Here is a 24,598-nt window from a genome sequence, read left to right on the forward strand (position 1 = left end):
CCGCGGGGAAGGGGAGGGGTGGGCTTGCCCAGACGGGTAGGGCAGACGAGTGGGGGGCCTGGGCGACTCGTCTAGAGCGCCCGCTGCCCCCCGGCCCCCCGCGCCCGGTACCCTCGGCCCATGCCCGCCCGCCGCGTGCCGGTCATTCTTCTTAGCTCCGGGGAGTCCGGACGCTAGAGGCTTTTCGCCGCGTACCCGCCCGCACTCCCCCCGCTTCCCTCCCCAGGGCGCGGGGGGCTTCGCTTTCCCACCCCACCTTTCCAGAGGAGGTCCACCCATGAGCCACGCCCCCCCCACCCCGTCCCCCAGCGGCGCTCCGGCCAACGGTGCCCAGGCCCTGTGGCACAGCCTCGCCGCGCACGGGGTCACGACCGTCTTCGGCTATCCCGGCGGGGCGATTATGCCCGTGTACGACGCCTTGACGCTGTTTCCCGACATCCGGCATATCCTGGCCCGCCACGAGCAGGGGGCCATCCACGCGGCGGAGGGCTGGGCGCGGGCGACGGGCCGCCTGGGGGTCTGCTTGGCGACGAGCGGGCCGGGGGCCACCAACCTGGTCACCGGGCTGGCGGACGCGCTGATGGACTCGGTGCCCCTGCTCGCCATCACTGGGAATGTGCCCCGCTCCCTGATGGGCACGGACGCCTTTCAGGAGGCCGACATCACGGGCATCACCCTTCCGGTCACCAAACACAACTACGTCGTGCAGGACGCCGCAGACCTGCCGGGCATCCTGGCCGAGGCGATTCGCATCGCCCGGTCGGGGCGGCCCGGCCCGGTGCTCGTCGACATCCCCAAGGACGTGCAGCTCGCCCCCTTTGCCGGGGCAGTGACCCCCCCGCATCCCCTCCCGCCCGCGCCCACCCCCGACCCGGCGCGGGTGGAGGCCGCCGCCGAGCTGCTGCGCGGAGCCGCGCGGCCCGTGCTCATGCTGGGGGGCGGGGCGCAGGGAGCCGCCGCCGAGGTGACGGCCCTGGCGCGGGCCTGGGGCCTGCCGACGATTACCACCCTGATGGGGCTGGGGGCCTTTCCCGCCTCTGACCCCCTGTGGCTGGGGATGCCGGGGATGCACGGCTCGGTTGCGGCCAACCGCGCCATCTCCGAAGCCGACCTCATCGTCGGCCTCGGCCTGCGCTTTGACGACCGGGTCACCGGGCGGGTGAGCGGCTTTGCCCCCCACGCCCGCATCGTCCATGTGGACCTCGACGCTGCCGAAATCGGCAAAATCGTGCCCACGCACCTGCCCATCCGGGGCGACGCGGGACAGGTGGCGCGGCTCCTGGCGGGGCGGGCGGGAGCGGGGGACCCCCCCCGGCGGCCCGACTGGGAAGCCCGCCTCGCCGAGTGGCGCACCCGCGGCGGGCACCCCGACCACTGGGGGGCGGCGCAGGCGGTGCGGCAGGTCGTCTCGCGGTTGGGGCCGAACGACATCCTCAGCACGGATGTGGGCCAGCACCAGATGCTCGCCGCCCAGCTCGCCCGCTTCCAAAAGCCCCGGCGCTGGCTGACGTCGGGGGGCCTGGGCACCATGGGCTTCGGCTTTCCGGCGGCCATCGGCGCGGCCCTGGCCGAGCCGGAAGTCACCTGCATGGTGGTGGCCGGGGACGGCGGCTTTCAGATGACCGCCCAGGAACTCGCCACCCTGACGAAGTACGGCATTCGCAACGTCAAGATTTGCGTGGTGAACAACTCTTATCTGGGGATGGTCCGGCAGTGGCAGGAACTCTTCCACGAGCGGCGCTACTCGGAGGTCTACCTGGGGGATTCCAACCCCGATTTCCTCAAGCTGGCGGACGCTTACGGCCTTCCCGGCTGGCGGGCCGACAATGCCGCCGACCTGGAGGAGGCCATCAGCGCCTGGCTCGCCCACGATGGGAGTGCCCTGCTGGAGGTCGTGGTGCCGAACGAGCACGGCGTCTTCCCGATGGTGCCCGCCGGAGCCGCCCTGAGCGAGATGCTGGAAACCGACCCCCGGTCCCCCGTGGCGGGAGGCCCCGCATGAGCGCCGACCACCTCCTGAGCGTCCTGGTGCGCGACGAACCGCGGGTACTCACGCGCATCACCTCGCTGTTTGGCCGCCGGGGATACAACATCCGCAGCCTGTCGGTGGGCACGACCGAGCAGCCGGGGGTCAGCCGCCTGACCTGCGTGGTGACCGGGGAACGGGCGGTCGTCGTGCAGGCGATGCGCCAGCTCGAAAAGCTGCATGACGTGCTGCACGTCATAGACCACAGCCTGGAGAAGTTCGTGGACCGCGAGCTGCTGCTCGTCAAGGTGGCGATTACCCCCGAAAGCCGGGTGGAGGTTCGGCAGATTGCCGAGGACTTCCGCGCCCGCATCGTGGATGTGGGCCGCCGGGCGCTCACCTTCGAGGTGACCGGCGATGAGGGCAAGGTCACCGCCTTTCTCGAACAGATGCGCCCCTTCGGCATCATCGAGACGATGCGGACCGGGCGGGTGGCCCTCACCCGCGGCTCGAACGCCGACATTCCGGCCCACGTCTATCACGGCGGCCAGAGCCGGGCGCTGACGCCCGCGCTCGCGGAGGGCGAGGCTTCCCTACGTTCATGACCGTTTTCTGTTTCCGTCCCCGTCCCCGCCTCCCCGATACTGCCTCCTATGAGCGACACCAGCGCCCAGAAGGTCGATGCCCGCCACTCGCCCAAGGGACCGGACGGCCAGAAGTACCTCGCCAGCGGCAAGACGCTCTCCATGCGGCTGTGGGAGGACGAGCCGCCCGGCGAGGGGGACGAGGTTCACACCCGCCCCTACGAGACGGTGGGCTACGTCATCGCGGGCCGCGCCGAGCTGCACCTGGAAGGCTCCATGCTGCTGCTCGAACCCGGCAACTCCTGGGTGGTGCCGCGGGGGGCCAGCCACCGGTACCGCATCCTCGACACGTTTACGGCGGTGGAAGCCACCCACCCGCCCGCCCAGGTGCACGGGCGGGACGAGTAAGCCGAAGAGTCCGTTTCCACGAGGGGCTGGGGGAAGCGCGGGACAGGGGCGACCCGCCCGCGCCTCCCCCGGCCCCTCTAGCCCGCAACCCTGCTTTCCCTCACGTTTTGGAGGAGAATCCCCCCATGCCCGCGACCCTGTACTACGACCGTGACGTCGACCTCTCGCCCATCGAGGAGCGGCTGGTGGCCATCATCGGCTACGGCTCTCAGGCCCATGCCCACGCCCAGAACCTGCGCGACAGCGGCCTGAACGTGGTCGTCGGGCTGCGCGAGGGGTCCGCGAGCCGCCCCAAGGCCGAGCAAGCGGGCCTGCGGGTGACCACCGTCGAGGAGGCCACCCGCGAGGCCGACGTGGTCATGCTCCTCATCCCCGACGAGGCCCAGCCGGAGGTGTACGCCCGCAGCATCGCTCCCCACCTGCGTCCCGGCCAGGCCCTCGCCTTCGGACACGGCTTCAACATTCACTTCGGGCGCATCACGCCGCCCGCCGGGATAGACGTGTTTCTGGTTGCCCCCAAGGGACCGGGCCACATGCTGCGCCGCCTGTACGCGGATGGCAGCGGGATGCCCGGCATCTTTGCCGTCGCCCAGGACGCGACCGGGGGGGCGCGGGCGCTCGCCCTGGCCTATGCCCGCGGCATCGGCTGCACGCGGGCGGGCGTGCTGGAGACCACCTTCCGGGAGGAAACCGAAACCGACCTCTTCGGCGAGCAGTCGGTGCTGTGCGGCGGGGTCACCCACCTTATCCAGGCGGGCTTCGAGACGCTGGTCGAAGCCGGGTACCAACCCGAAATCGCTTACTTCGAGACCCTGCACGAGGTCAAGCTGATCGTGGACCTCATCTACGAGAAGGGCTTTGCCGGGATGCGCCACTCCATCTCCAACACCGCCGAGTTCGGTGACTACGTGACCGGGCCGCGCATCATCACGGACGAGACCAAGGCGACCATGAAAGACGTGCTCGCGGACATCCAGCAGGGCCGCTTCGCCGAGCGCTTCGTCGCTGACGCCGAAGCCGGATTCCCCTTCATGCAGGAGCAGCGCCGGAAGATGCGCGGCCACCTCCTCGAACAGGTGGGGGCCGAGCTGCGGGCGAAGATGCCCTTTATCGAGAAGCGGGAGCTGGAGGTCTAGCGCTGCCACCCGTGCAGACAAGCCCCCCGCCCCCCCGCCCCCGTACCCCCTACACTCAGCTCATGTTCGCCCCCCGCGCCCTTCTTCTTCCCGTTCCTCCGGTGGAGTGAGCGGCGGCGAGGAAGTGCCCACCCCCCGGAGGAAGTGCCCTCCGGGGGCTTTTTCTTTGTTCTTTGTTCTTGGCGCTCACGTTCAGGAGGCCCCATGACCCAGGTTGACCCCGCCCGCATCCGCATCTTCGACACTACCCTGCGCGACGGCGAGCAGTCGCCCGGCGTGGCCCTCCAGCACGGGCAGAAGCTGGAAATCGCCCACCAGCTCGCCCGGCTGGGGGTGGACGTCATCGAGGCGGGCTTTCCCATCGCCAGCCCCGGCGACCTGGAGGGGGTATCGCGCATCGCCCGCGAGGTGCGCGGCCCGGTCATCGCGGCGCTCGCCCGTGCCCACCGTGCCGACATCGAGGCGGCGGCGCGGGCGGTGGAGGCCGCCGACAAACCCCGCATCCACACCTTTATCGCCACCAGCCCCATCCACATGACCCGCAAGTTGAACCTCACGCCGGACGCCGTGGTGGAGCGGGCGGTCGAGGCGGTGCGGCTGGCGCGCTCCTTTGTGGACGACGTGGAGTTCAGCGCAGAGGACGCCACCCGCTCGGAGCCAGAGTTCCTGCGGCGGGTCTTTTTGGCCGCTGCCGAGGCGGGGGCAACCACCCTGAATGTCCCCGACACGGTGGGCTACGCGACCCCCGCCGAGATTCGCTCGCTCTTCGCGTACTTGCGGGCCGAGCTGCCGGAGCACGTCGTCCTCTCGGCCCACTGCCACGACGACCTGGGGCTGGCGGTCGCCAACTCGCTCGCCGCCGCCGAGGGGGGAGCGCGGCAAATCGAGTGCACGGTGAACGGCATCGGCGAGCGGGCCGGAAACGCCAGTCTGGAAGAAATCGTGATGGCCCTCCAGACGCGGGCGGACGCCTACGGCTTTTCTACGGGCATCCGCACCCGCGAGCTGTACCGCGCCTCGCGGCTGGTCAGCCGCCTGAGCGGGATGCCGGTGCAGCCCAACAAGGCGGTCGTGGGCGACAACGCCTTTGCCCACGAGTCGGGCATTCACCAAGACGGGGTCCTCAAGGCCCGCGAGACCTACGAAATCATGCGGGCCGAGCAGGTGGGCCGCGAGGCCGCCGTGCTGGTGATGGGCAAGCATTCGGGGCGGGCCGCCTTCCGCAAGGCGCTCGCCGACCTGGGGTACGCGCTGGAGGAAGACCGCATCGGGGCGCTGTTCGCCCGCTTCAAGGACCTCGCTGACCGCAAGGGGCAGGTCTCTGCCGACGACCTGCGGGCGCTCGTCGACAGCCGCAGCGACGTGCCGCAGACCTTCGCCCTGGAGGGCTTTCAGATTACCTCCGGCATGAACATGACCCCGGTCGCCTTCGTGCGCCTGAAGACCCCGCACGGCTCTGCCGAGGCCACCGCGCACGGCGACGGCCCGGTCGAGGCGGCGTTTCAGGCCATCGGACGCCTCACCGGCATTCACCCGGTGCTGGAGAGCTACCGCATCCAGGCCGTCACGGGCGGCGGCGACGCAGTGGGTGAGGTCAGCATCGCCGCTCGGCACGGCGAGACCAGCCTGCACGGGACGGGCGTGGCGACCGATGTCGTGGAGGCCAGCGCCCGCGCCTGGTTGCGCATCATCAACCAGGTCGTCGCCGGAATGGGCAAGAGCCGCGGGGTGACCCAGGCGTCGGTGTAGTGGCCCTGGCCCCAGCCGCCCACTTCACTGATAAACTGCATTTGATGAAAGAGGGCGCGAGAGGTACCGGAAGAGCCGGGGTCATCCATGCGACCCAACCGTTATTTCTGAGTGCACTTCGGGTCACTGCGGTTGCCCCTGCCAGGGGACTTTCCCTCAAGGAGTTCCGATGAATCCCCCTTCGGTTCTGTTTGTCTGTACGGGCAACACGGCCCGCTCGCAGATGGCCCAAGTGTTGCTAGAGCACCATGGAGAGGGCCGCTACCGGGTGAGTTCGGCGGGTCTAGAGCCGGGCGAGGTGCATCCCCTCACTCGGCGCGTGCTCGAAGAGCGCGGGTTTTCCACGGCCCATCTCTTCGCCAAGGGCGTGCGGCCCCTGCTGGGCGAGCATTTCACCTACGTCATCACCGTTTGTGACCGGGCCGAGGCCAACTGCCCGGTCTTTCCGCACGCGTCGTATCGCGTCTCCTGGGCTTTGCCCGACCCCGCTGCGGCTCAGGGCGACGAAGCGGCGCGGCTCGCCGTCTTCCGGCAAGTCCGGGATGCGGCCGAAGCCCGCGTGCAAGCTTGGCTGCGCGAGCTGGGCCGGGGCGAGCGGTAAGCGCTCTGGGTCGGCTCAGTGTGCGTGCGCTCGCGCTCCCGGTCGCAGGTGCAGCGCGGCCACGATGACGGCCCCCACCAGCAGGCCAAACAGGCCCGACCCCAGCGTCTCGACCAGCCAGGTGACGACCCCCCCGGCAAAGGGCATGGTTCGCCCCATTCCGACGGCGAGGTCGTGAATCACGTGCAGGGGAGCCTCCAGGCCGAACTTCTCCAACCCAGCGAGGATGATGTGCCCGCCCACCCACAGCATGGCGGCGGTGCCGACCACGGCGAGGGCCGCGAGCACCTTGGGCATCCCGCGCACCAGCCCGCGCCCGAACGAACGTCCCGCGCCCGACTCGCCCTGGGCCAGCCGCAAGCCGAAATCGTCCATCTTCACAATCAGGCCCACGACCCCGTACACGAGCGCGGTGATGACGAACGCCACCACCAGCAGCGTGGCGGCCCGCAGCCACAGGGTTTGGTCGGCGACCTCGGCGAGCGAGATGGCCATGATTTCTGCCGAGAGGATGAAGTCGGTGCGGATGGCTCCGGCGACCATCTGTTCCTCGCGGGCCTGCCCGGAGGCCGCGGCGGGAGCGTCGTCCCCGTGACCCTGGTGGCCGCCGCCGAGGGCTTCGTAGACCTTTTCGGCCCCCTCATAACAGAGATAAGCCCCGCCCAGCATCAGGATGGGGGTGATGGCCCCCGGCAAAAACTGACTCAGCAGCAGCGCAGCGGGCAGGATAAAGACGACCTTGTTGCGCAGCGACCCCCGCGCAATCCGCCAGATGATGGGCAGCTCGCGGTCGGGCGTGAACCCGGTGACATAACGGGGTGTGACCGCCGTGTCGTCTACGACAACCCCCACCGCCTTGGCCCCGGCGCGGCCCGCTGCCGCGCCGATGTCGTCGACCGAAGCCGCCGCGAGCTTGGCGATGGCCGCCACGTCATCGAGCAAAGCGACGAGGCCGCCACTCACGGGGAGACCCCCTGGCGAGGCAGGGAAGTGGAGAGCGGGGCAGCCGGAGCGCGTCTGGAGACCATCAGGCCTCCAGGGTAGTGCATGGCCGCTCCCTTAGCCGCGACACCTTTATGCTGCGCGCATGGTCCGCCCGCCCACCTCTGTCCCCTCTGACCGCTTGCTGGCGGCTGCTGAAGCTTTCGCCGAAGCTCGGCACCCCGCAGAGGTGCTGGAGACCTTGTTGGCCCAGGCGCACGCGGCCCTGCGGGTCCCCGTCGCGGTGTGGTGGGTGCCGGAGACACAAGCAGAGTACCCCGCTCACCCCACTGCCCAGGTAGGGGAGGGAGCGCCGTGGCCGGACGAGGCGGCGCTGCGGGCCGTCTGGCCGTGCGGCGCGGGGCAGGTGTCCCCGGCGGGCGGCGTCGCGCTGCTGCCCTTCTGGGCCGGGGAGGGGGGTGGCCGGGGGCTGCTGGGGGTGGCCTGGCCGCAGCCTCCCGGCGAGGAGGAGCGCTGCCTCGCCCGGCAGTTCGCGGCGCAGGCGGCGTGGCAGTTGGGGCAGCTGGCGCGGGGGGGCCGCCGCGACGCCCTGGAAGGACTGGCGCGGGCGGCGCTGCGGTTGGGGCAGGCTACGGGGCTGCGGGCCACGCTGGAGGTCATCGCCGAGGAAGCCCACACGTTGGTCGGGGCGCAGCAGGCGGCCCTCATCCTGACATCGGGCGAGGACGGGACGCCGCCCATCACGGTCCTTTCTCCCCGTGATGAGGGAGCCGCCGAGCACGGTGCCGAGCTTCTTACCCCCACAGGCGGCGACTTGACCGTGCCGCTGCTGGGGCGGGACGGGCGCACCCCCCTCGGCTTGCTGCGTCTGCGGGACCGGGGGGCGGGCGCGTTCAGCCCGGAGGATGAGCGGCTCCTTACGCCGTTCGCGCGGCTGGCCGCCGCGACCCTCGAACAGGCCCGCTCGCTGGAAGCGGCGCAGGCCGAGGTGCAGCGGCGCGAACAGGCCGAGCTGCAATGGCATGTGCGGGCCATGGAACTCGAAGGCCGCATCGGGGCCGCCACCCACGAACTGCAAACCCGTGCGGCGGCGCTCGACGCCTTCGTCGCCTTTAGCGAGGCCGTGGGCACCCAGACGGACGTGACGGTCCTCGCGGAGCAGGCCATTCGGGTGCTGCGGACCACCCTGGGCCACGTCGGCGCGGGCTACTACGAACCGGAAGGGCGGCTGTGGCGGGCGCAGGTTTGGTCGGACGACCTGGCTCCGGAACTCGTCGCGCAGATTCGGGCGGGCCTCCCAGCGGACCTTCCTCCCCTGGCACAGGCCCTTGCGTCGGGGGAGGCGGTCTTTGTGGACGGCTGGGACGGCGAGGCCCACGCCCTGCCCAGCACCCGGCACTACGGGGCGGGGGCCTTTGTGCCCGTCGCCATCGGGGGCGAGGTCCGCTCGCTGCTGGCGGTGGGCACCCGCGCCGCTCGGTGCTGGACCGAGCAAGAGCGCACCGTGATGCGGGCGGTGGGCCGCAGCTTTCAGCTCGCGCTGGAGCGGGCCGAGGCCACCGCCCTGCTGGAGCGGCAGAATGTCGAACTTGCGGCCCGCACCCGCGCCCTGGAAGCCTTCGCGCACCTCACGGGCGACCTGGCCGCCCAGAGTGACCCCCGCGTGTTCGTGCGCCGCGCTCAGGAGGTGATGCTCTCGCTGCTGCCCCCCGGCTACGCCCTGTACTACGAGCAGGACGGTGAGCGCTGGCGCAACCGGGTGCAGGTGGGGGACGTGCGGAATGCCGCCCTGCAAGCCTTTATCGATGCCGGGCCACGGGTGGGCCAGACCCCCAGCGTGGACTTGCCCGCCGCCACCCAGCAGCCCTACTACCAGGACGCCTACGCACGGGGCAGCGACACCCCACAGGAGCTGGTGCAGCACGTGAGCACCGTCGCCTCGCTTCCGGTGTTGCGCCGGGGGGAGGTGGTGGGGGTCCTCGTCGCCGCGATGTTCGAGGGACGGCCCTGGAGCCGCACCGACCGCATCATCCTGGAGACGGTCGTGAGCCATCTGGGTCTTGCCCTGGAGCGGGCCGAGAGCGTGGCCCTCCTCGCCGAGCGCACCGCCGAACTGGAGCAGGCCAATGCCGAGCTGGAGCGCAGCAACGCGGAGCTAGAGCAGTTTGCGTATGTGGCGTCGCACGACCTGCAAGCGCCGATACGGGCGATGACCAGCTTTGCCGAGCTGATTGGGCGGCGCTACGGCGAGCAGCTGGACGAACGGGGCCGGATGTACCTCGGCCAAATCATCACCAGCGGCGAGCACATGAAGCGCCTCGTCGACGACCTGCTCGCCTTTTCACGGGTGCACACTGCGCAGCGCGAGCCAGAAGTGGTGGACGCGAGCGAGGTCTTTGACACGGTGCGCCGCCGCCTCCAGGCGGCGCAAGGGGCGGGGGCGCAGGTCACCCGCGGGGCGTTGCCCCGCGTGCTGGCCGACCCGTATCAGCTCGACCAGTTGTTCCAGAACCTGCTGACGAACGGCCTGAAGTACCGCCGGGAAGGGGTAGAGCCGTCGGTGCACGTGTGGGCACAGCGGGAGGGGGGGATGTGGCGCTTTGCGGTGCGGGACAACGGCATTGGGATAGAGCGGCAGTACTGGGAGCGGATTTTTGTGATTTTCCAGCGGCTGCACGGTCGGGAGGCGTACGAGGGGACGGGGATAGGGCTGGCGGTGTGCAAAAAGATTGTGGAGCGGCACGGGGGGCAGCTGTGGGTCCAGAGCACGCCCGGCGAGGGCAGCACCTTTTTCTTTACCCTCCCCGCAGCCTAAGGGCGGCCCCGGCGGGGGTGCTGTAATGCGGGGCGATGACCGCGCCGCCTGCCGCCCCTGCCCGCGCCTCCGTGCTCGCCCTGCTCGCCTTTCTCGCCTTCGTCAGCTTGGGGCTGCCCGATGGCCTGTTGGGGGTGGCCTGGCCCTCCATGCGGGGCGACTTCGGGGTGCCGCTGGACGCCCTGGGACTGCTCGCGGCCACGCAGACGGCGGGGTATCTCACCGCCAGCTTCCTGAGTGGGCGGCTGCTGCGGGTCATGCCCATCGGCACGGTGCTCGCGCTCTCGACGCTGGCGGCGGCGGGGGCACTGCTGGGGTTTGCGGCGGCCTCTGCCTGGCCCGTGCTGCTGGGGTTTGCGGTGCTGGCGGGGCTGGGGGGCGGCGCGGTCGACGCCGGACTCAACGCGTACGGGGCGCGGCACTTTAGCGCCCGCACCCTCAACTGGCTGCACGCCTGTTTCGGGGTGGGGACCACCTTGGGGCCGCTCATCGTCACGGCAGTGCTGGGAGCGGGGCAGGGCTGGCGCTGGAGTTACGTCCTGGTGGGGACGGCGCAGCTCGGCTTGGCGCTGACCTTTTTTCTGACCCGGCGGCGCTGGGCGGGGTCCGCCTCGGCAGGTGCGGCCCCGGCCCCTGACCCCGCTCGCACCCGCGACACGCTGCGCCGCCCGGTCGTGTGGCTGGGGATGCTGACCTTTTTCGTCTACACCGGGGTCGAGGTGGTCGCCGCACAGTGGAGCTACTCGCTCATGACCCTGGAGCGCGGGGTACCACCCGCCCAGGCGGGGCTGGCCGTGAGCCTCTACTGGGGCAGCCTGATGGCGGGGCGGATTCTTTTTGGGACGGTCGCCCACCGGGTGCCGCTGGTCGCGACCCTGCGGGCCTGCCTGGTGACCAGCGTGGTGGGGGCCCTGCTCTTTTGGCTGGAGCCGACGCCGAGCCTGGCGGTGGCCGGACTGATGCTCATCGGGGGGGCGCTCGCGCCCGTCTTCGCCTCGCTGGTCAGCCTCACGCCGGGGCGGGTCGGGGGGGCGCACGCCGACAGCGCCATCGGGTTTCAGGTCGCCGCTGCCGGGCTGGGGGGCGCGGCCCTCACCGCGCTCGTGGGGGTGCTCTCTCGCTGGGGCGGGCTAGAGGTTATCGGGCTGTCGGTCACGGTCCTCGCGGCGCTGCTGCTCGCGCTCTATGAAGGGTTCGTGCGGGTGGGCGGTGAGGAGGCAGGGCCGGGACAAGCGACCACTGGGCCTTTAGGGGCCACTCAGGTTCCTGACCGCGGGGCGGGGTAGGGTCGGGGCACGAGAGCGGGTCCGGGTCTTCCTGGCCCAAGGGTCGGTGCCCATACACCGCCGGGGCGGAGTCTGTCGGACGGACCCCGCCCCGTGCCTTTCCGCGCTCTGCCTTTCTCATCTTCTCACGCTTCGTAAGGAGGACCCATGATTACCCCCGACGACCTCAGCCGTATCCGCGCCCTGCCGGGCGACGCGTCCGTTCTGATGGCCGTGGTGCACGTCAACCCCGCCGACCCGGAGAACCACGGCGGGGCGCTGACCACCCGCGTCAAGAGTGCCCTGGCAGACCTCGGCGTGCCGCCCACACTGGGTCAGCGCCTGCTGGACGACGTGGCCCGCGCCCGCGAAGCCCGCGGCAAGAGTGCCGTGTACGTGCTGGGCGAGGGCATCGACGAGCGCTTTGACGTGCAGCTCGACCTGCCCGAACGCTTCCACTTCGGGCGGCCCCTGCCGGTGCTTGTCGAGCAGGCGGCGCAGGCCCTGCCCCGCGCCGGGGTGCTCGCCGTCGACCGCGACTGGGCACGGTTCTTTGTCTTCGAGCAGGGCGAGCTGCACGAGATTCGCCGCGAGCGCCACACCGAGCTGGACGAGCTGGACCGCGACGAGCTGACGGCCTCCACCACGGCGGTGCCCGGCGCGCCGGGGGCGGCCCGCGCCCAGGATGGCAGCGGCTTCAGCGGGCAGGGCACTGGCCCGCGCAGCGACAGCGGAGTCGAGTTCTTTCAGCGTCACCTCGACGCTCTGCAACAGCGTTTTTACAGCGACATGGCCGCGCAGCTCGCGACCGAGCTGAAGGCGCGGGACCTGCGGCACCTCGTCCTGGTCGGTCCGGTCGCTCGGCTCGCCGAGTTTCGGGCCGAACTCCCCGACACGGCCCCCTTCACGGTGATTGGCGAGACGAACGTAGAGGTTGGCACCGGGACCGCCCCCGAACAGGCCATCCTCGACCGCCTGTTGCCGCTGCTGGAGGACTTCGCCCGCGAGGATGAAGCCCGGCTGATGGCCCAGCTCCAGGAAGAAGGGGTCATGGAAATGGAGCGCGTCCTGGAGATGGTCCAGCAGGGGCGCGTCTCCCTGCTCGTCATTCCGGAGGACGGCTCGCAGCTGCACCTCTTCCGCAGCCACAACCCCGACGTGCCCTACTTCACCGCCCGCAAGGACGTGACTGAAAGTCCCCTCGACGGCAGCTTGATGGAGCGGGTGACCCTGGAGGAAGTGCTGACGCCACTGCGTGAGCTGTACGGGCTGGAGGTGCGCCGGGTTCACGGCGAGCACGCCGAGCGGCTGGTGCGGGAATACGGCGGCCTGGCCGCGCTGACCCGCTACTGAACAGGCTCTGACCGCTTGCGCCCGCCCTGGCCCCGCCGCGCTGACCGCGCCGTGAGGTCGGGGCGACTGCTGAGCTGAATGAGGGGCTTGACCGCCGTGCGGCTCCCCAGGCCCAGCGCCGCCGTCACCTCGCGCTGGGTGGCGTCCTCGGCCAGCAGCTTGAGGCCCGCCGCGTGCCGCAGGGCGTGCCAGGCCCGGTAGGGCACCCCCGCCCGTCCGCACAGCCGAAAGATTTTGGCCCGCAACTCGGCGTCGCTGAGGGCGGCCCCCCCGCGGGAAAACAGCAACCCTTCTGGCGGCCCGTACAGGGGGGTCTCGCCCCGCAGCCGCGCCCAAGCGTCCAGCGCCTCTCGCAACTGCGGCGTGCAGGCGACCGTTCGCCCCGCCACGCGCAGGCTAGAGCGGTCCTCCGCGACCGCCCCGAAGGTCAGGTCCCGCACCTCCGGCCCGCTCAGGCCGCCGTGCGCCCCCAGCAGCACAAGCGCCCGTTCCTCGGCGGAAGCATGCTCCAGCAGCCGGGCGACCTCGTCCGCCGTATAGACCGGGCGGCGCTCGTGTGGGGCGTGCGGACGGCCCCGAACGCTCACGAAGGGGTTCACCTGCACCAGCCCCAGCTCTCCCAGCAGCCGGTAGAGACGCCGGACCTGCACGAGGCGGTTGTTGACCGTCGCGGCCACCCCGCCATACTCGGTCGCCAGCCAGTCCGCGTAGGCTTGGGCAAAGGCTGGGGGGTCGGGCACATTCAGCAGGCTGCGCCCCTCAGCCTCCAGCCAGCGCCCGAACACCCGCCAGCCGCTGAGCACGTTCTTGCGGGTCGCGCCGGTGGGCGGGCCGGGCAGCGCCGTCGCCAGCAGGTCCAGCGCCGCGGCGAGGTCCCCCCGTTCCAGCAAGCGCCGCAGCGTATCGGGTGAGGGAGCCATAAGGAAAGGATAGCCGGGCGAAGCGGGAAAGTGCACCGCCGCCACCGCGTCTCCCCGCCTCCCCTATAGTCTCTGCGTGTCCGCGCCTCCTTCGGCAACCCCGCCGCCCCGCTGGCTTCCCCCCTGGCTGGCGCTTTTGCCCGCCGCCTACGTGCTGTCTCCCCTGGCCCTGCTGAGCCTGCCCTGGCTGCGGCAACTGCCACGGCCCGCCTGGTGGGTGCTGGGGTTTTACGCGCTCAGTCAGCAGCTCCCCGCGCTGTTCTCCCCAGAGCCGTTCCTGGCCAGCTTGCTCGCCCTGGGGCGGACCCTGCTGATGCTGGGGCTGATGGGGGTAGGCGTGGCCCTGGGAGATGCCCGGCAGCTGCGGGGAATGCGCTGGGGTCTGGCACTCGTCTTTCTCACGGCCCTGCTCTCCAGCGGGCTGGGGGGCACCGACTTGGTGATTGGACGCCTGAGCCATCCCTATATGACCCCGATTACGCTGGGCCTGGCGGGAGCGCTGGGCGTATGGCTCGCCCTGTTTGGCGCGGGCCGCTTATGGTGGCGTCTGCCCTTCGCCCTGCTGGCCGCGGGCGTGCTGCTGCTCTCCGGCAGCCGCGGGGCGGTGGCCGCCACCCTGGTCGGAGGACTGGCGGGCTACGTCCTCCAGGGGGGCCGGAGGTGGGCGGGCGGACTGCTGACCGCTGCCGCGCTCCTTGCGGGGGGCTTTTATCTGGGGCAGCGGCTGGATATCGGCGCGCTCACCCGGCTGGGCACCGCCGACGTCACCGGGCGGGACGTGCTTTGGTACAACGTGCTCAGCGTCATTCAGAGTGAGCCGTGGAGTGGGGTGGGCAGCTACCGGTTGGGGACCCGCCTCACGCCCCCTGGCGGCACCTGCGAACTCTTTGCTTCCCCTTCCGGAGCGGTGCCGGAATGCCCGGTCTGGCTGGAACGTCTGGGCAATCCCTGGCTCATCGCCCACAACGTCACCTTGCAGCAATGGGCGGAAACGGGGCCACTTGGCGTGCTGGGCCTATTTCTGCTGCTGGGCACCGCCCTGGTCGCGGCGGTGCAGGCCCGGTCGGCCCTGGGGCTGGCGGTCATGGCGGGCCTGTTGGTCGCGACGGTCAATGACAACACGCTGCTGGTCCCCAGTCCTTTTTTCGCCGAGGTCTTTTGGATCGTGGCGGGGGCCTCGCTGACCCGGTTGCAGTTCAGTGCTCCTGGGGTCGGCCTCACGGCTGCCGGACTCCTGGCGGCGCTGTCTTTGCCGCTCTTTCCCCTGCTGCGCCCCCCTCCTGCGCCGGGCACCCTTCAGCTCGCTTTCCTGAATGCACCCGCCGTGGCGGCGGCCTCGCAGCCCTACCGGGTGCTGGTGCAGTTCAGCGGGCCAGCCGGGAACTACCGGGCCGTCTTGCGGAGCTGTCCAGATTCCTGCACGCTGCTCGGCAGCCGGCCCTTTGTCATCCAGGAAAAGGCTTCTCCCGTGCTGACGTTTGAAACCCCGCTCGTTCGCGTTCGAACTCAGCCCGTCGAACTGCTGCTCTACCCTGGCTCCTCCAGCCGTGACCCCAGGCCCCTGGGCCGATACCGCTGGGAGGTGACGCAGCACCCATGAAGCGGCCTCTGTCCCCGTTCTGGCTCCTGACCCCCCTCCTTCCGCTGCTGGCGGTCGCCGCTGTGACCCAGCTCCCGCTGGCAGCGCCTGACCTGCCCCTCCCCCAGCCCGTTCTGAACTGCACGCAGCCCCCGACCTATCGGGTGGGATATGAGCTGGAAGCTGGAGGCTTACGTCCAGAGGGCGAGGGCTTTAAGTTCTGGGGAGAATCCCTGTTGGAAACCGACCTTTGCCGTGCTGGCATTCTGCTGGTCACCGCCGAGGGTCAGGTTGCCGGTGGTGCCCCGCCGCGGCTGGACATCGCCCTGAACTCGCGGTCGCTGGCGAGCTTCACCTTTGGCGCTCCCAGGACCGTCCGCGTCCCCATCCCTGGCCCCGGACGGCTGACCCTCGGTTACTTCAATGACTACTACCGCTCCGAAGCGCGGGTCGCCTCCCTAGAAAACCTCCGCTTTCGCGGGCGGGCCTGCCGCGACCTCGCCGTGACCGTTCCGCCGGAGACAGGGGGGACGTGGAATCCATCCACGCGCACCGCTTCCTTGGTGACCGACGTGCCGATGACCCTGCGGCCCTGTGCCGCCGGAGAACTCACCCTGCGCGTGGTGGGACGGTCTGGCAACGGTGTCTTTCCCATCCTGGAGCTGGAGCAGGGGGGCCGCCGACTCGCCCGCGTGCAGACCTCCGGGGTGCGGCAGCCCCTGCGGCTTGACGTCGCGCCCGGCCCCCTCACCATCCGGCTGACCAATCCCTACTTCAAGGAGCTGGCAGACCGGAACCTGATGGTGCGGCAGCTGGAGTTCAGGCCGACTCCCCCCACGTCCCCCTGAGCGCCTGCCACCGCTCCGTATTGAGGGAGACGTCCGCCGGAAGGAGCACCTTCGCCTCGGCCCGTCGGCCAGGCCTCACATCGGGCTTGCGGCGGCGGGCGAGGTCATAGACACTTTTGCGTTCAGTTGCGACATGCAAAACCTCGTCAGGAATCTGATCAGCATGCCGGATGACCTCGGCGATCATTGGAGCGATCACGTCCACATAGTCCTGACTGGTGTACACGTCCTCAAAGGCCACCGGATGCTGAAACTCACGGGGACGGAAGCTGGTGCGGACAATCAGGACTTGCTTCGCCTGGCGCGCTGCCTCCTCGGCCACCAGTTTGGTCAGGGCGTAGGAGTTGACCGGGGGACCAGGGACATCCGTTTCCCGGTAGTGACCCTGCTCTCCACTGAAGACATAATCTGTGGAGATATAAATCAGCCGCGCACCTATCGCGGCAGCGGCAGCGGCAACATGCCGCGTCCCCTCCACGTTCACGCGCCAGCAGGCTTCCCGGTCCCGTTCAGCTCCAGCCACATCGGTGTAGGCGGCGGCGTGCACGATGAGCGCTGGCCGCGCCCGTTCTACCGCCGAGCGCACGCTGTGCGGGTTGGTCACGTCCAACTCTTGCCGCGTGGGGGCCAGGAGGTTCGGCAGGAGGCCCCTGAGTTCCTGACCTAAGCGTCCGGAGCCTCCCGTGATAAGAACCGGCGGTGGCGTGGTTTCCATCAGCGTACGCTCCCAAACTTGTTCTCCGGAATCAAGCGGGCGAGGCCGGCGCGGATGGCCGCGTCATCCTTGGCCTCGGCGTGCTCGCGCAGCGTTCGCAGCTCGCGCAGCAGGGCTGGGGCATCCACCTGACCCAGCCGGGCGCTGAAAATCTCGCTGTGGGTGGTCGCGTCGGCTCCTTCGCTGGGGGTGAGCAGTTCCTCGTAGAGCTTCTCGCCGGGGCGGATGCCGCTGAAGACCACATCCACGTCGCGGGCACCGCTGAGGCGAATCACGTCGCGGGCGAGGTCAGCGATTCTCACCGGGTCGCCCATGTTGAGCACGTAGACCTTGCCATTCTCGGCGAGGCCCCCGGCCTGGAGCACCAGCCGGGCCGCTTCGGGGATGGTCATGAAGTAGCGCACCATCTCCGGGTGGGTCACGGTGACGGGGCCGCCCGCCCGAATCTGGGCCATGAAGGTGGGCACCACGCTGCCCCGGCTGCCCAGCACGTTGCCGAAGCGCACTGAGACAAAGGCCTGCCCCTCCCGCGCCCGCGCCGCCCCCGCCGAGACGACCATCTCCGCGACTCGCTTGGAAGCGCCCATCACACTGGTCGGGTTGACGGCCTTGTCGGTGGAGATATTGACCAGCCGCCCCACCCCGAACTCCAGGCAAAGGTCTACGACGTTTTGCGTGCCGACCACGTTGTTCAAGATGGCCTCGGAAGGCGCTTCCTCCATGAGCGGGACGTGTTTATGGGCGGCGGCGTGGAACACCACGTCCGGGCGATAGCGCTCAAAGACGACCCGCAGCCGGGCGGCGTCGCGCACGTCCCCGATGAGGCCCACCTGCTTGATCTCCGGCCAGGTGCGCCCCAGTTCCTGCTGGATGGAGAAGATGCTGTTCTCGCCGCGCCCGAACAGCAGCACGGTGGCGGGACCAAAGGGGGCAATCTGCCGCACAATCTCCGAGCCGATGCTGCCGCCCGCCCCAGTGACCAGGACCACGCGGCCCCGCAGATACCCGGCGATTTCGGCGGTGTTGAGCTGCACGGGGGGACGCCGCAGCAGGTCTTCGAGATTGACGTCGCGAATCTGGCTGATGTTCACGTTTCCGCTGAGAATCTCGAAGACGCCGGGGATGATGCGGTAGCGCAGCCCGGCGTCACGGGCGAGGTCGACCACCCGGCGCACGAACCGCCCGTCAGCGGACGGCACCGCAATGAGGACCTCTTGCGCCCCCTCACGGGCGGCGACGGCGGGCAACTCGGCCACCGGACCGAAGACGGGCAGGCCGACCACTCGCGTGCGGACCTTGCTCGGCTCGTCATCCAGGAAGCCGATGGGTTCCAGTCCGGCTTCGGGGTGCCGCTGCATCTCGCGCGCGATGAGGGTGCCCGCTTCTCCGGCCCCCACAATCAGCACCCGCCGCCGCTGCGGCGCGGCCCGCAGGCGCACCCGCTCGTCACTCAGCCGCGAAAGGAGACGTACCCCGCCGAGCAGCAAGAAGCCCAGCACCCCCGCCAGGACCGGCACGCTGCGCGGGAGCTGAAGCCACCCCTGAAGGATGAAGCCCAGCGCGAACATCACCAAGGTTGCCAGCAGCGCCGCCCGCCCCAGCCGGTGCAGGTCCAGCACACCCACCCGCCGCCACGCTTGCCGGTGCAGGCTGTAGTAGGCTTCCAGCCCGCCCATCACGACGACGCTGAGCAGCAGATAGCCCCACACATTGGACGGAATGCCCAGCGTCAGCAGGTCCGGCTTGCGAAAAGCGTAGGCGAGCAGCCCCGCCGCTCCCCACAGGGCGAGGTCAAGCAGGAACTTGGTGACTCCGGGAGGCACGGCACTTAGCCCCGCGTGGCCTGCGCGAGCACGTCGCCCACCACGTCCGCCATCTGGCCCATATCTTCCGGCGTGAGGGTCGGGTGGACCAGGAACATCAGTGAGGTCTCGCCGAGTTCGCGGGCCACCGGGAAGCGCTCCTGCGGACCATATCCGGCGTCCTGAAACGCCTTTTCGAGGTAAATCTCCGAGCACGAGCCGCTGAAGCAGGGCACCCCACGGGCGGCAATCTCGGTCATGATGCGATCACGGGTCCAGCCCTCGCGCAGGGCTTCGGGGCGGACATAGGCGTAGTACTTGTAGTAGGCGTGGAAGATCTCTTCCGGCGGCAGGGTGAGGCGCAGGGCTGGATGCCCGGCAAACCGCTCATTGAGCACAGCGGCGTTGGCCCGGCGGCGCTCCATCCAGTCCGGCAGCTTGCGGAGCTGCAACCTCCCGATGGCCGCCTGCACCTCCAGCATGCGCCAGTTGGTCCCAAAGGACTCGTGCAGCCAGCGGAAGCCGGGTGGGTGCTCGCGCTCGTAGACGGCCTCGTAGCTCTTGCCGTGGTCCTTGAAGGCCCAGGCCCGCCGCCAGGCTGCGGTATCGTTCAGCGCGAGCAGGCCGCCCTCGCCGCCCGTGGTCATGATTTTGTCCTGGCAGAAGGAAAAGGCCCCGGCGTGCCCGATGCTGCCCACCGGACGCCCCTTGTAAAAGGCCCCGTGGGCCTGCGCGCAGTCCTCGATCACGATGAGGTCATGCTTGCGGGCCAGCTCCATGATGGGGTCCATGTCGCAGGGCCACCCCGCGAGGTGCACGGCGATGATGGCGCGGGTCTTCGGGGTGATGAGCGGACGGATGGTCTCGGCAGTCAGGTTGCCAGACTCGCGGTCGACCTCTGCGACGACGGGCACGCAGCCGCGCATCACCGCCGCGCTCGCCGAGGCGATGAAGGTGCGGCTGGTCGTGATGACCTCTGCGCCCTCGCCGATGCCAAAGGCGTAGAGGGCCAGCTCCAGCGCCAGCGTGCCGTTGTGCAGGGCGATGGCGTGCCGCACGCCCAGGTACTCGGCGTACTCGCGCTCGAATTCGCGGGCCTCGGTGCCGGTCCAGTAGTTGACCCGGCCCGACTGGAGGACCGCCGAGACCGCCTGGACCTCGTCGGGTTCGAAGACGGGCCAGCCAGAGAATTTCACTTTTTCAGGTGTCATCATGGACCTCAGTTTCTCCTGATTTAAAGCCAGCTTTCGAGAAGATCACGCAGTACTCTAAAACTATTTACCTCAACCTGCGCCGCAAACGTTTCATCTGCAGGCTCCAGACGGTCTCTGACCTGCAGGGGCAGCCGGAGGCGAACCGTGCGCCAGCCGAGAGAGTTCGGAGCCACAAAATCCTTGAGCACGTTGTCGCCGACATAAAGCAGCGCGGGACCATGTAGGCCGCTGACTCTCTCCATTTCCTGAAATGCCGTAGGGCTGGGTTTCCAGTGATCCTTTCCGTAGGCATCGGTGAAGACGATATGGTCTAGCAGCGATTCTAGGCCCAGCGCGTCAACCTTACGCTGCTGACCAACCAGTTCGCCGTCACTGATTAGTCCTAGAAAAATGCCACGGTGCCGCCAGTGTTCAAGGGCTTCTCGCCATTCGTCAGCGAGTCTTAGATCAGGCTGGTGTTCACGATACACCCGCACCATCTTCAGTACGTCCGAGCGTTCCCCTAGGTGAGGAAAGGCGGTCAAAAGATGATTGAACGTCTGACCGTCGTTCTCCTGGGCAGCCCGCTTAACCAACCACTCGCCGTAGCGCTGACCTTCATCGGGATCGTCACTTAGACTGCGGCCGACCGCCAGAAAGCCGCTCTGAACATATTCATGCTCCAAATACAGTGTGTCGTCGAGATCCAGGATGATGCCCTGCAAGCGAGGCGACACCCGTTCACTCACCACTTGGGCGTTTCCGTGAAGATTTCAGTGTTGGTGCGGGTCATATACATCCCAACTCGGTAGTCGCCCAGACGCGACTCGACGGTTCGTCCCTGGATCTCCTCCAGAAGCCACTGCGGATACCTTCCGCCAGCGGCGTATCCTAGAGGATAGCCCCCTCCGAATCTCGGATTGATTTCTGACAGGAAGTAGCCTTCCGCCGTGTCGAACGCCTGGAGTGTGATGGCCCCCCGAGCCCCAAGACTGCCGGCCACATTCAGGACTTTTGTCAACCATTCGCCGAGGTGGTCGTTACTGCTCAGGGTTACCCCTTGAATGGATTCGCCACCCAGGGTGCGAATGCGCCTGCGCGGCACGAAGTGAATAGGCCGTCCATCCTGCGCGATAAAAGCGTCGATGGTGATCTCGGGTCCATGCATCTCTTTCTGAATGATGGCGTTCGGTACGCGTGTCAGGGTCTTGTGCAATTCATCCCGATGAATGCCGTAGGTATGCATGCTCGCGCTACCGTCTCTGGGCTTGAGAAACAGCCGCTCAGGCAATGTATCGGGAGCCGGGAGGTTCTCCGGCAGCCAGGAAGGCGGCACGGTGATCCTATGGTCCGCGAAGGCCTGCATGGTCAGCCACTTGTCGCCTGTGATCTGCACAAACTCCGGGCTCGAGATGTGAACCCGGCAGCCCTGGTCGGCAAATCGACCTTGCGCTTCGGCCAGAACCTGCAACTCGGTGTCGATGGTTGGTACTAGAAGTCGGACCTGGTAGCGGGCAACGATGTCGAGCAGACGCGGGATATAGGCGGCGTCCGTGACCCGGGGAACCTGCTCCGCGACATCTGCCAGATACAGCGCTGGGGCCAATGGATCGAGATCTGCTCCGATCACCTGCCCACCAAGAGGCGAGACCGCCTCACGTATCGCCTGGAGCAGAGAGGTGCGGCGTCCCGCACTCGTTAACAGGACGTTCACAGCGTTCCCTCCGTGGTGCTGCCCTTGAAAATCGGCATGGTGGCGTCACCCGCCGCACTGATGCCATCACGTCGCAATACTTTGGCAACGGTCATGCACAGAATCCGCAGGTCGAGAGCCAGCGTGCGGTTCTCAACGTACCACACGTCCAGTTCAAACTTTTCCTCCCAGGACAGGGCGTTGCGGCCATTGACCTGTGCCCATCCCGTAATGCCGGGCCGGACCTCGTGCCGCCGCGCCTGCCTGGGGGTATACAGAGGCAGGTACTCCATCAGCAAAGGCCGTGGCCCTACCAGGCTCATGTCGCCCTTCAAGACATTGAGGAGCTCGGGCAGTTCATCCAGGCTGGTCGAGCGCAGGAAGCGGCCAAAAGCCGTCAAACGCTCGGCATCGGGTAGCAGGTGGCCGTCCGGCCCACGCTCATCGGTCATGGTGCGGAACTTGTACATGGTAAACGGCTGCCCCGCAAGCCCCGGCCTGACCTGACGAAAGAGCACCGGAGTCCCCAGCTTGAGGCGCACCAGGCCTGCCAGGACACCCAATGGCAAGGAAAGCAGCAACAGGCCCAGGCCTGCGGCCAGCACATCGAAGGTTCTCTTCTGCGGTTGCAGGCGGCTCAGCGAGTGCCAGGCGAGCAGGTCACCATAAAAATCAGCCCAGCGGGTTTGAACCTGCTCGGGCGAGAACTGTTCACGCACCCAGGCCTGTCCAGCCGCTCCACGCTCACGGGCGACCTGTGGGTGCGCCAGTGCCTCGTCCAGGGCCTGCGCGAGTGCCGAAGCGTCGCCGACTGGCACGATCCATCCAGTTTTGCCGTGCTGCACCGCGTCTCGCGCACCCGTGGCAGTGGTGGTGACGACTGGTAGACCCATTGCTGCCGCCTCCAAAGCAACTGTAGGAAACCCTTCCCGATAGGTTGGCAGGGCCAGAACCGTCATCAGGGGATAGTAAGGCGCTACATCGGGCACGAAACCAGCCCGGATCACGCCTGGGTGCTCCTCAATGGCGGCCCGGACCTGGGCCGGAACCGGGTCCCCTTCCTCGTAATCGCCGACCAGCAACAACCGCACCTCTGGACGCCGAGTGGAGACGGTCTGATAGGCCTCCAGCAATTCCGACATACCCTTGTCCCGCGTGAAGCGCCCGACGAATCCGATGACAGGCGTTCCCTCGGGAAGGTTCAGGGTGCCGCGCAGGGCAGAGGTCAGGGGAAGTGTCCGCGACGGCTCGGGCACTTTCACACCGTTGGCGCTGCCTGCTCCGAGTACCAGGGTCTTGTGGGCGGGCGCCAGACGCAACTCGTGGACGCGTTCGCGCAGGCTGGGGCTGACACATACGATGCGGTGCGCGCACGCCATCGCCAGACGTTCGGTCAAGGTCAGAAGCTGGCGCCTGGCCCCGGTGGCCGTTTCCAGACGCAGGCCATGCAGGGTATAGATGCGGACGGGCACACATGCCGCGGCCCCAGCCAGACCCGCCAGCAGGCCCGCTTTGGGTGTACCGACGTTGAGCACATCGGGCCTGAATTGGCGCACAGCCCTGTACATTTGCCGCAGGGCGCGCGCATCCGCAGGGGGGTTGATCTCGCGTTCCATGGGAACAGGAAAAGCAGAAGCCCCTTCGCTGAGGGCAAAGCTCTCCAGCTGCCCCGCTGGGCCTGCCCCACTGCTAACCCCTACACGCCAGCCGCGCTCGCGCATGCGGGTCAGTTGCCCCCGCAAAAAGCCCAGGCTGACAGAGGCGGTCACGACAAAAAGAATGGCGGGAGCATTAGGTTTCATTTGCCCTCGTCCACCGCTTCTCCCAGATCAGGGCGTCGTGGATTCCCTGCCGAATGCTCCGTTCGGGCTGCCACCCCAACAGTTCCGCTGCCCGGCGCATGTCTGCATACGCGCCAGCATTGTCCCCAGCCCGGCGAGGCCCGACCCGCACCTGCAAGGCCAGACCCGACACCGCCAGAAAAGCGTCAACAAACTCCTGCACCGTGACCCCCTGTCCAGAACCCAGATTCAGGATAGTGCAGCCTGGCGCTTGCTCGCGCTGTACATAGTCCAGTGCCGCCACATGTGCCCGCGCCAAATCCCAGACATGGATATAGTCGCGAACCGGAGTGCCGTCACGGGTCGGGTAATCATCCCCATTGATCACAAATTCCCCGCCACCTGCCCCGGCGAGCTTGGTGAGCCTACCCAGAATATGAGACGGGTCCGTTTTGTAAGGCCCCGACCGGAACGCTGGATCGGCCCCCACCGGATTGAAATACCGCAGGGCCACAGCCGCTGCCCCAAACTGACGGCCAACATCTGCCAACACGCCCTCGAACATCAGCTTCGACCGGGCGTACGGGCTGAGGGGATTCAGAGGCGCCGTCTCGGCCAGCCCCTGTGAGCCATTCCCTCCCTGGTAGACCGCCGCCGTCGAGCTGAAGATCACGCGCTTTACCCCCCGCGCCAGCACCCTTTCCAGCAACGTCGTGGCCTTGCCCAGATTCTCGGTGTAGTACAGGGCAGGCAGGCGCGTGGACTCCTCCACATCAATGAGTGCCGCGAAATGCATCAGCACCTCGATATCTGGATGTTCTGCGAGGACGCGGTCCAGCACAGCCTGATCCGCGATATCACCGACATAGAGAGGATGCCCTGCGGCAAAGGCGACCTGCCCCTGCACCAGCGAGTCCAGAATGACCGGCATCTCTCTAGGGGTCAAAAGTGGCGAGAAAGTCGGGAAACGCGCGTGCAGCCCCACGGTTGGGCTTGGTCAGCACGGCGCGAAGGGCATCCAGGCCACGTCTGAAGAGGCTTTTGGGGGGATAGCCGTGCCTGAGGCAGCGTGACGGGTCACGCTGCTGCTCAAACTCTCCCACCAAACAGCACCATACAAAGGCCAGTGCGACCACGGCCAGGAGCGTGGAAACCCGACGGGGATCAGTCAGGTGAGTGCTTTCGAGAAAAAAGCCCCTGGATTTCAGCGCCTGATGCATGTTTTCTGCTGTCCAGCGCAGCGCGTAA

20 protein-coding genes and 1 pseudogene are annotated in these 24,598 nt (G+C 68.4%); 11 read left to right on the forward strand and 10 right to left on the reverse strand.

Annotated features, from left to right (window positions below; genetic code table 11):
- Positions 1-277: 277 nt before the first annotated feature.
- The 6 genes from ilvB to H565_RS0112155 all read left to right on the forward strand — a co-directional run bounded on the left by ilvB (position 278) and on the right by H565_RS0112155 (position 6,444).
- Positions 278-2,002, forward strand: coding sequence for a biosynthetic-type acetolactate synthase large subunit (gene ilvB, locus H565_RS0112130; RefSeq protein WP_051363599.1), 1,725 nt, complete (start codon positions 278-280; stop codon positions 2,000-2,002).
- Complete coding sequence (ilvN, locus tag H565_RS0112135) at positions 1,999-2,571, forward strand: acetolactate synthase small subunit (protein WP_027461268.1); 573 nt, start codon at positions 1,999-2,001, stop codon at positions 2,569-2,571. The genes ilvB and ilvN overlap by 4 nt, the downstream gene beginning before the upstream one ends.
- Positions 2,572-2,619: 48 nt before the next feature.
- A complete protein-coding gene (locus H565_RS0112140; RefSeq protein WP_027461269.1) occupies positions 2,620-2,958 on the forward strand; it encodes a cupin domain-containing protein in 339 nt (112 codons plus the stop codon).
- A gap of 125 nt (positions 2,959-3,083) precedes the next feature.
- A complete protein-coding gene (ilvC, locus tag H565_RS0112145; protein WP_027461270.1) occupies positions 3,084-4,094 on the forward strand; it encodes a ketol-acid reductoisomerase in 1,011 nt (336 codons plus the stop codon).
- Between the two features lie 204 nt (positions 4,095-4,298).
- The gene (locus H565_RS0112150; protein ID WP_027461271.1) at positions 4,299-5,843 is read left to right on the forward strand and encodes a 2-isopropylmalate synthase; all 1,545 of its coding nucleotides are present in this window, start codon (positions 4,299-4,301) and stop codon (positions 5,841-5,843) included.
- Positions 5,844-6,012: 169 nt separating this feature from the next.
- Complete coding sequence (locus H565_RS0112155; protein ID WP_027461272.1) at positions 6,013-6,444, forward strand: arsenate reductase ArsC; 432 nt, start codon at positions 6,013-6,015, stop codon at positions 6,442-6,444.
- Positions 6,445-6,459: 15 nt separating this feature from the next.
- Here the strand turns inward: H565_RS0112155 and H565_RS0112160 are convergent, their stop codons facing one another.
- A complete protein-coding gene (locus tag H565_RS0112160; RefSeq protein WP_027461273.1) occupies positions 6,460-7,407 on the reverse strand; it encodes a DUF808 domain-containing protein in 948 nt (315 codons plus the stop codon).
- A gap of 124 nt (positions 7,408-7,531) precedes the next feature.
- On the opposite strand from H565_RS0112160, the gene H565_RS16155 reads away from it, so the two are divergent.
- The 3 genes from H565_RS16155 (at position 7,532) to H565_RS0112175 (ending at position 12,819) form a co-directional block, all read left to right on the forward strand.
- Positions 7,532-10,201, forward strand: coding sequence for an ATP-binding protein (locus H565_RS16155; protein ID WP_281170901.1), 2,670 nt, complete (start codon positions 7,532-7,534; stop codon positions 10,199-10,201).
- A 35-nt stretch (positions 10,202-10,236) separates the two neighbouring features.
- Entirely contained in the window at positions 10,237-11,487 is a 1,251-nt protein-coding gene (locus tag H565_RS15355; RefSeq protein ID WP_084542985.1) for an MFS transporter, read from the forward strand.
- A gap of 147 nt (positions 11,488-11,634) precedes the next feature.
- Positions 11,635-12,819, forward strand: coding sequence for a VLRF1 family aeRF1-type release factor (locus tag H565_RS0112175; RefSeq protein ID WP_027461274.1), 1,185 nt, complete (start codon positions 11,635-11,637; stop codon positions 12,817-12,819).
- Here H565_RS0112175 and H565_RS0112180 read toward each other — a convergent pair.
- The gene (locus H565_RS0112180) at positions 12,813-13,739 is read right to left on the reverse strand and encodes a tyrosine-type recombinase/integrase (protein WP_034409448.1); all 927 of its coding nucleotides are present in this window, start codon (positions 13,737-13,739) and stop codon (positions 12,813-12,815) included. The two genes, H565_RS0112175 and H565_RS0112180, sit on opposite strands and share 7 nt — an antisense overlap.
- A 76-nt stretch (positions 13,740-13,815) precedes the next feature.
- Between H565_RS0112180 and H565_RS15360 the strand changes: the two genes are divergently transcribed.
- Both H565_RS15360 and H565_RS0112190 read left to right on the forward strand, forming a co-directional pair.
- On the forward strand, positions 13,816-15,339 hold the full coding sequence (locus H565_RS15360) for an O-antigen ligase family protein (protein WP_051363600.1): 1,524 nt from the start codon (positions 13,816-13,818) through the stop codon (positions 15,337-15,339).
- On the forward strand, positions 15,336-16,166 hold the full coding sequence (locus H565_RS0112190; protein ID WP_027461276.1) for a hypothetical protein: 831 nt from the start codon (positions 15,336-15,338) through the stop codon (positions 16,164-16,166). The genes H565_RS15360 and H565_RS0112190 overlap by 4 nt, the downstream gene beginning before the upstream one ends.
- On the opposite strand, the gene H565_RS0112195 is transcribed toward H565_RS0112190, so the two are convergent.
- The 8 genes and pseudogenes from H565_RS0112195 to H565_RS15370 all read right to left on the reverse strand — a co-directional run.
- Entirely contained in the window at positions 16,138-16,881 is a 744-nt protein-coding gene (locus tag H565_RS0112195) for an SDR family oxidoreductase (protein ID WP_034409451.1), read from the reverse strand. The genes H565_RS0112190 and H565_RS0112195 overlap by 29 nt on opposite strands.
- Entirely contained in the window at positions 16,881-18,704 is a 1,824-nt protein-coding gene (locus H565_RS0112200; protein WP_027461278.1) for a polysaccharide biosynthesis protein, read from the reverse strand. The genes H565_RS0112195 and H565_RS0112200 overlap by 1 nt, the downstream gene beginning before the upstream one ends.
- A gap of 5 nt (positions 18,705-18,709) precedes the next feature.
- On the reverse strand, positions 18,710-19,897 hold the full coding sequence (locus H565_RS0112205) for a DegT/DnrJ/EryC1/StrS family aminotransferase (protein WP_157469050.1): 1,188 nt from the start codon (positions 19,895-19,897) through the stop codon (positions 18,710-18,712).
- A gap of 20 nt (positions 19,898-19,917) precedes the next feature.
- A complete protein-coding gene (locus H565_RS0112210; RefSeq protein WP_161780317.1) occupies positions 19,918-20,601 on the reverse strand; it encodes an HAD family hydrolase in 684 nt (227 codons plus the stop codon).
- Positions 20,602-20,621: 20 nt separating this feature from the next.
- Complete coding sequence (locus H565_RS0112215; protein WP_027461281.1) at positions 20,622-21,590, reverse strand: ATP-grasp domain-containing protein; 969 nt, start codon at positions 21,588-21,590, stop codon at positions 20,622-20,624.
- Complete coding sequence (locus H565_RS16980) at positions 21,587-23,371, reverse strand: sugar transferase (RefSeq protein WP_157469052.1); 1,785 nt, start codon at positions 23,369-23,371, stop codon at positions 21,587-21,589. The genes H565_RS0112215 and H565_RS16980 overlap by 4 nt, the downstream gene beginning before the upstream one ends.
- Positions 23,361-24,281 (reverse strand): UDP-glucose 4-epimerase GalE, encoded by a 921-nt coding sequence (gene galE, locus H565_RS15365; protein WP_051363601.1) that lies wholly within the window; start codon positions 24,279-24,281, stop codon positions 23,361-23,363. Before galE ends, H565_RS16980 begins: the two co-directional genes overlap by 11 nt.
- A gap of 4 nt (positions 24,282-24,285) precedes the next feature.
- A pseudogene (locus tag H565_RS15370) lies at positions 24,286-24,598 on the reverse strand (IS4 family transposase); the annotation flags it as partial.

It is taken from the genome of Deinococcus murrayi DSM 11303 (assembly GCF_000482805.1).
GTDB lineage: Bacteria > Deinococcota > Deinococci > Deinococcales > Deinococcaceae > Deinococcus > Deinococcus murrayi.

What these genes read in the sequence shown, in the direction of transcription:
- H565_RS0112155 (WP_027461272.1), top strand. Translation starts at nt 6,013, where the DNA reads ATGAATCCCCCTTCGGTTCTGTTTGTCTGTACGGGCAACACGGCCCGC.
- H565_RS0112180 (WP_034409448.1), bottom strand. Translation starts at nt 13,739, where the DNA reads ATGGCTCCCTCACCCGATACGCTGCGGCGCTTGCTGGAACGGGGGGAC.
- H565_RS0112140 (WP_027461269.1), top strand. Translation starts at nt 2,620, where the DNA reads ATGAGCGACACCAGCGCCCAGAAGGTCGATGCCCGCCACTCGCCCAAG.
- H565_RS0112150 (WP_027461271.1), top strand. Translation starts at nt 4,299, where the DNA reads ATGACCCAGGTTGACCCCGCCCGCATCCGCATCTTCGACACTACCCTG.
- H565_RS0112195 (WP_034409451.1), bottom strand. Translation starts at nt 16,881, where the DNA reads ATGGAAACCACGCCACCGCCGGTTCTTATCACGGGAGGCTCCGGACGC.
- H565_RS0112190 (WP_027461276.1), top strand. Translation starts at nt 15,336, where the DNA reads ATGAAGCGGCCTCTGTCCCCGTTCTGGCTCCTGACCCCCCTCCTTCCG.
- ilvB (WP_051363599.1), top strand. Translation starts at nt 278, where the DNA reads ATGAGCCACGCCCCCCCCACCCCGTCCCCCAGCGGCGCTCCGGCCAAC.
- H565_RS0112205 (WP_157469050.1), bottom strand. Translation starts at nt 19,897, where the DNA reads ATGATGACACCTGAAAAAGTGAAATTCTCTGGCTGGCCCGTCTTCGAA.
- ilvN (WP_027461268.1), top strand. Translation starts at nt 1,999, where the DNA reads ATGAGCGCCGACCACCTCCTGAGCGTCCTGGTGCGCGACGAACCGCGG.
- H565_RS0112175 (WP_027461274.1), top strand. Translation starts at nt 11,635, where the DNA reads ATGATTACCCCCGACGACCTCAGCCGTATCCGCGCCCTGCCGGGCGAC.
- H565_RS16980 (WP_157469052.1), bottom strand. Translation starts at nt 23,371, where the DNA reads ATGAAACCTAATGCTCCCGCCATTCTTTTTGTCGTGACCGCCTCTGTC.
- galE (WP_051363601.1), bottom strand. Translation starts at nt 24,281, where the DNA reads ATGCCGGTCATTCTGGACTCGCTGGTGCAGGGGCAGGTCGCCTTTGCC.
- ilvC (WP_027461270.1), top strand. Translation starts at nt 3,084, where the DNA reads ATGCCCGCGACCCTGTACTACGACCGTGACGTCGACCTCTCGCCCATC.
- H565_RS15355 (WP_084542985.1), top strand. Translation starts at nt 10,237, where the DNA reads ATGACCGCGCCGCCTGCCGCCCCTGCCCGCGCCTCCGTGCTCGCCCTG.
- H565_RS16155 (WP_281170901.1), top strand. Translation starts at nt 7,532, where the DNA reads ATGGTCCGCCCGCCCACCTCTGTCCCCTCTGACCGCTTGCTGGCGGCT.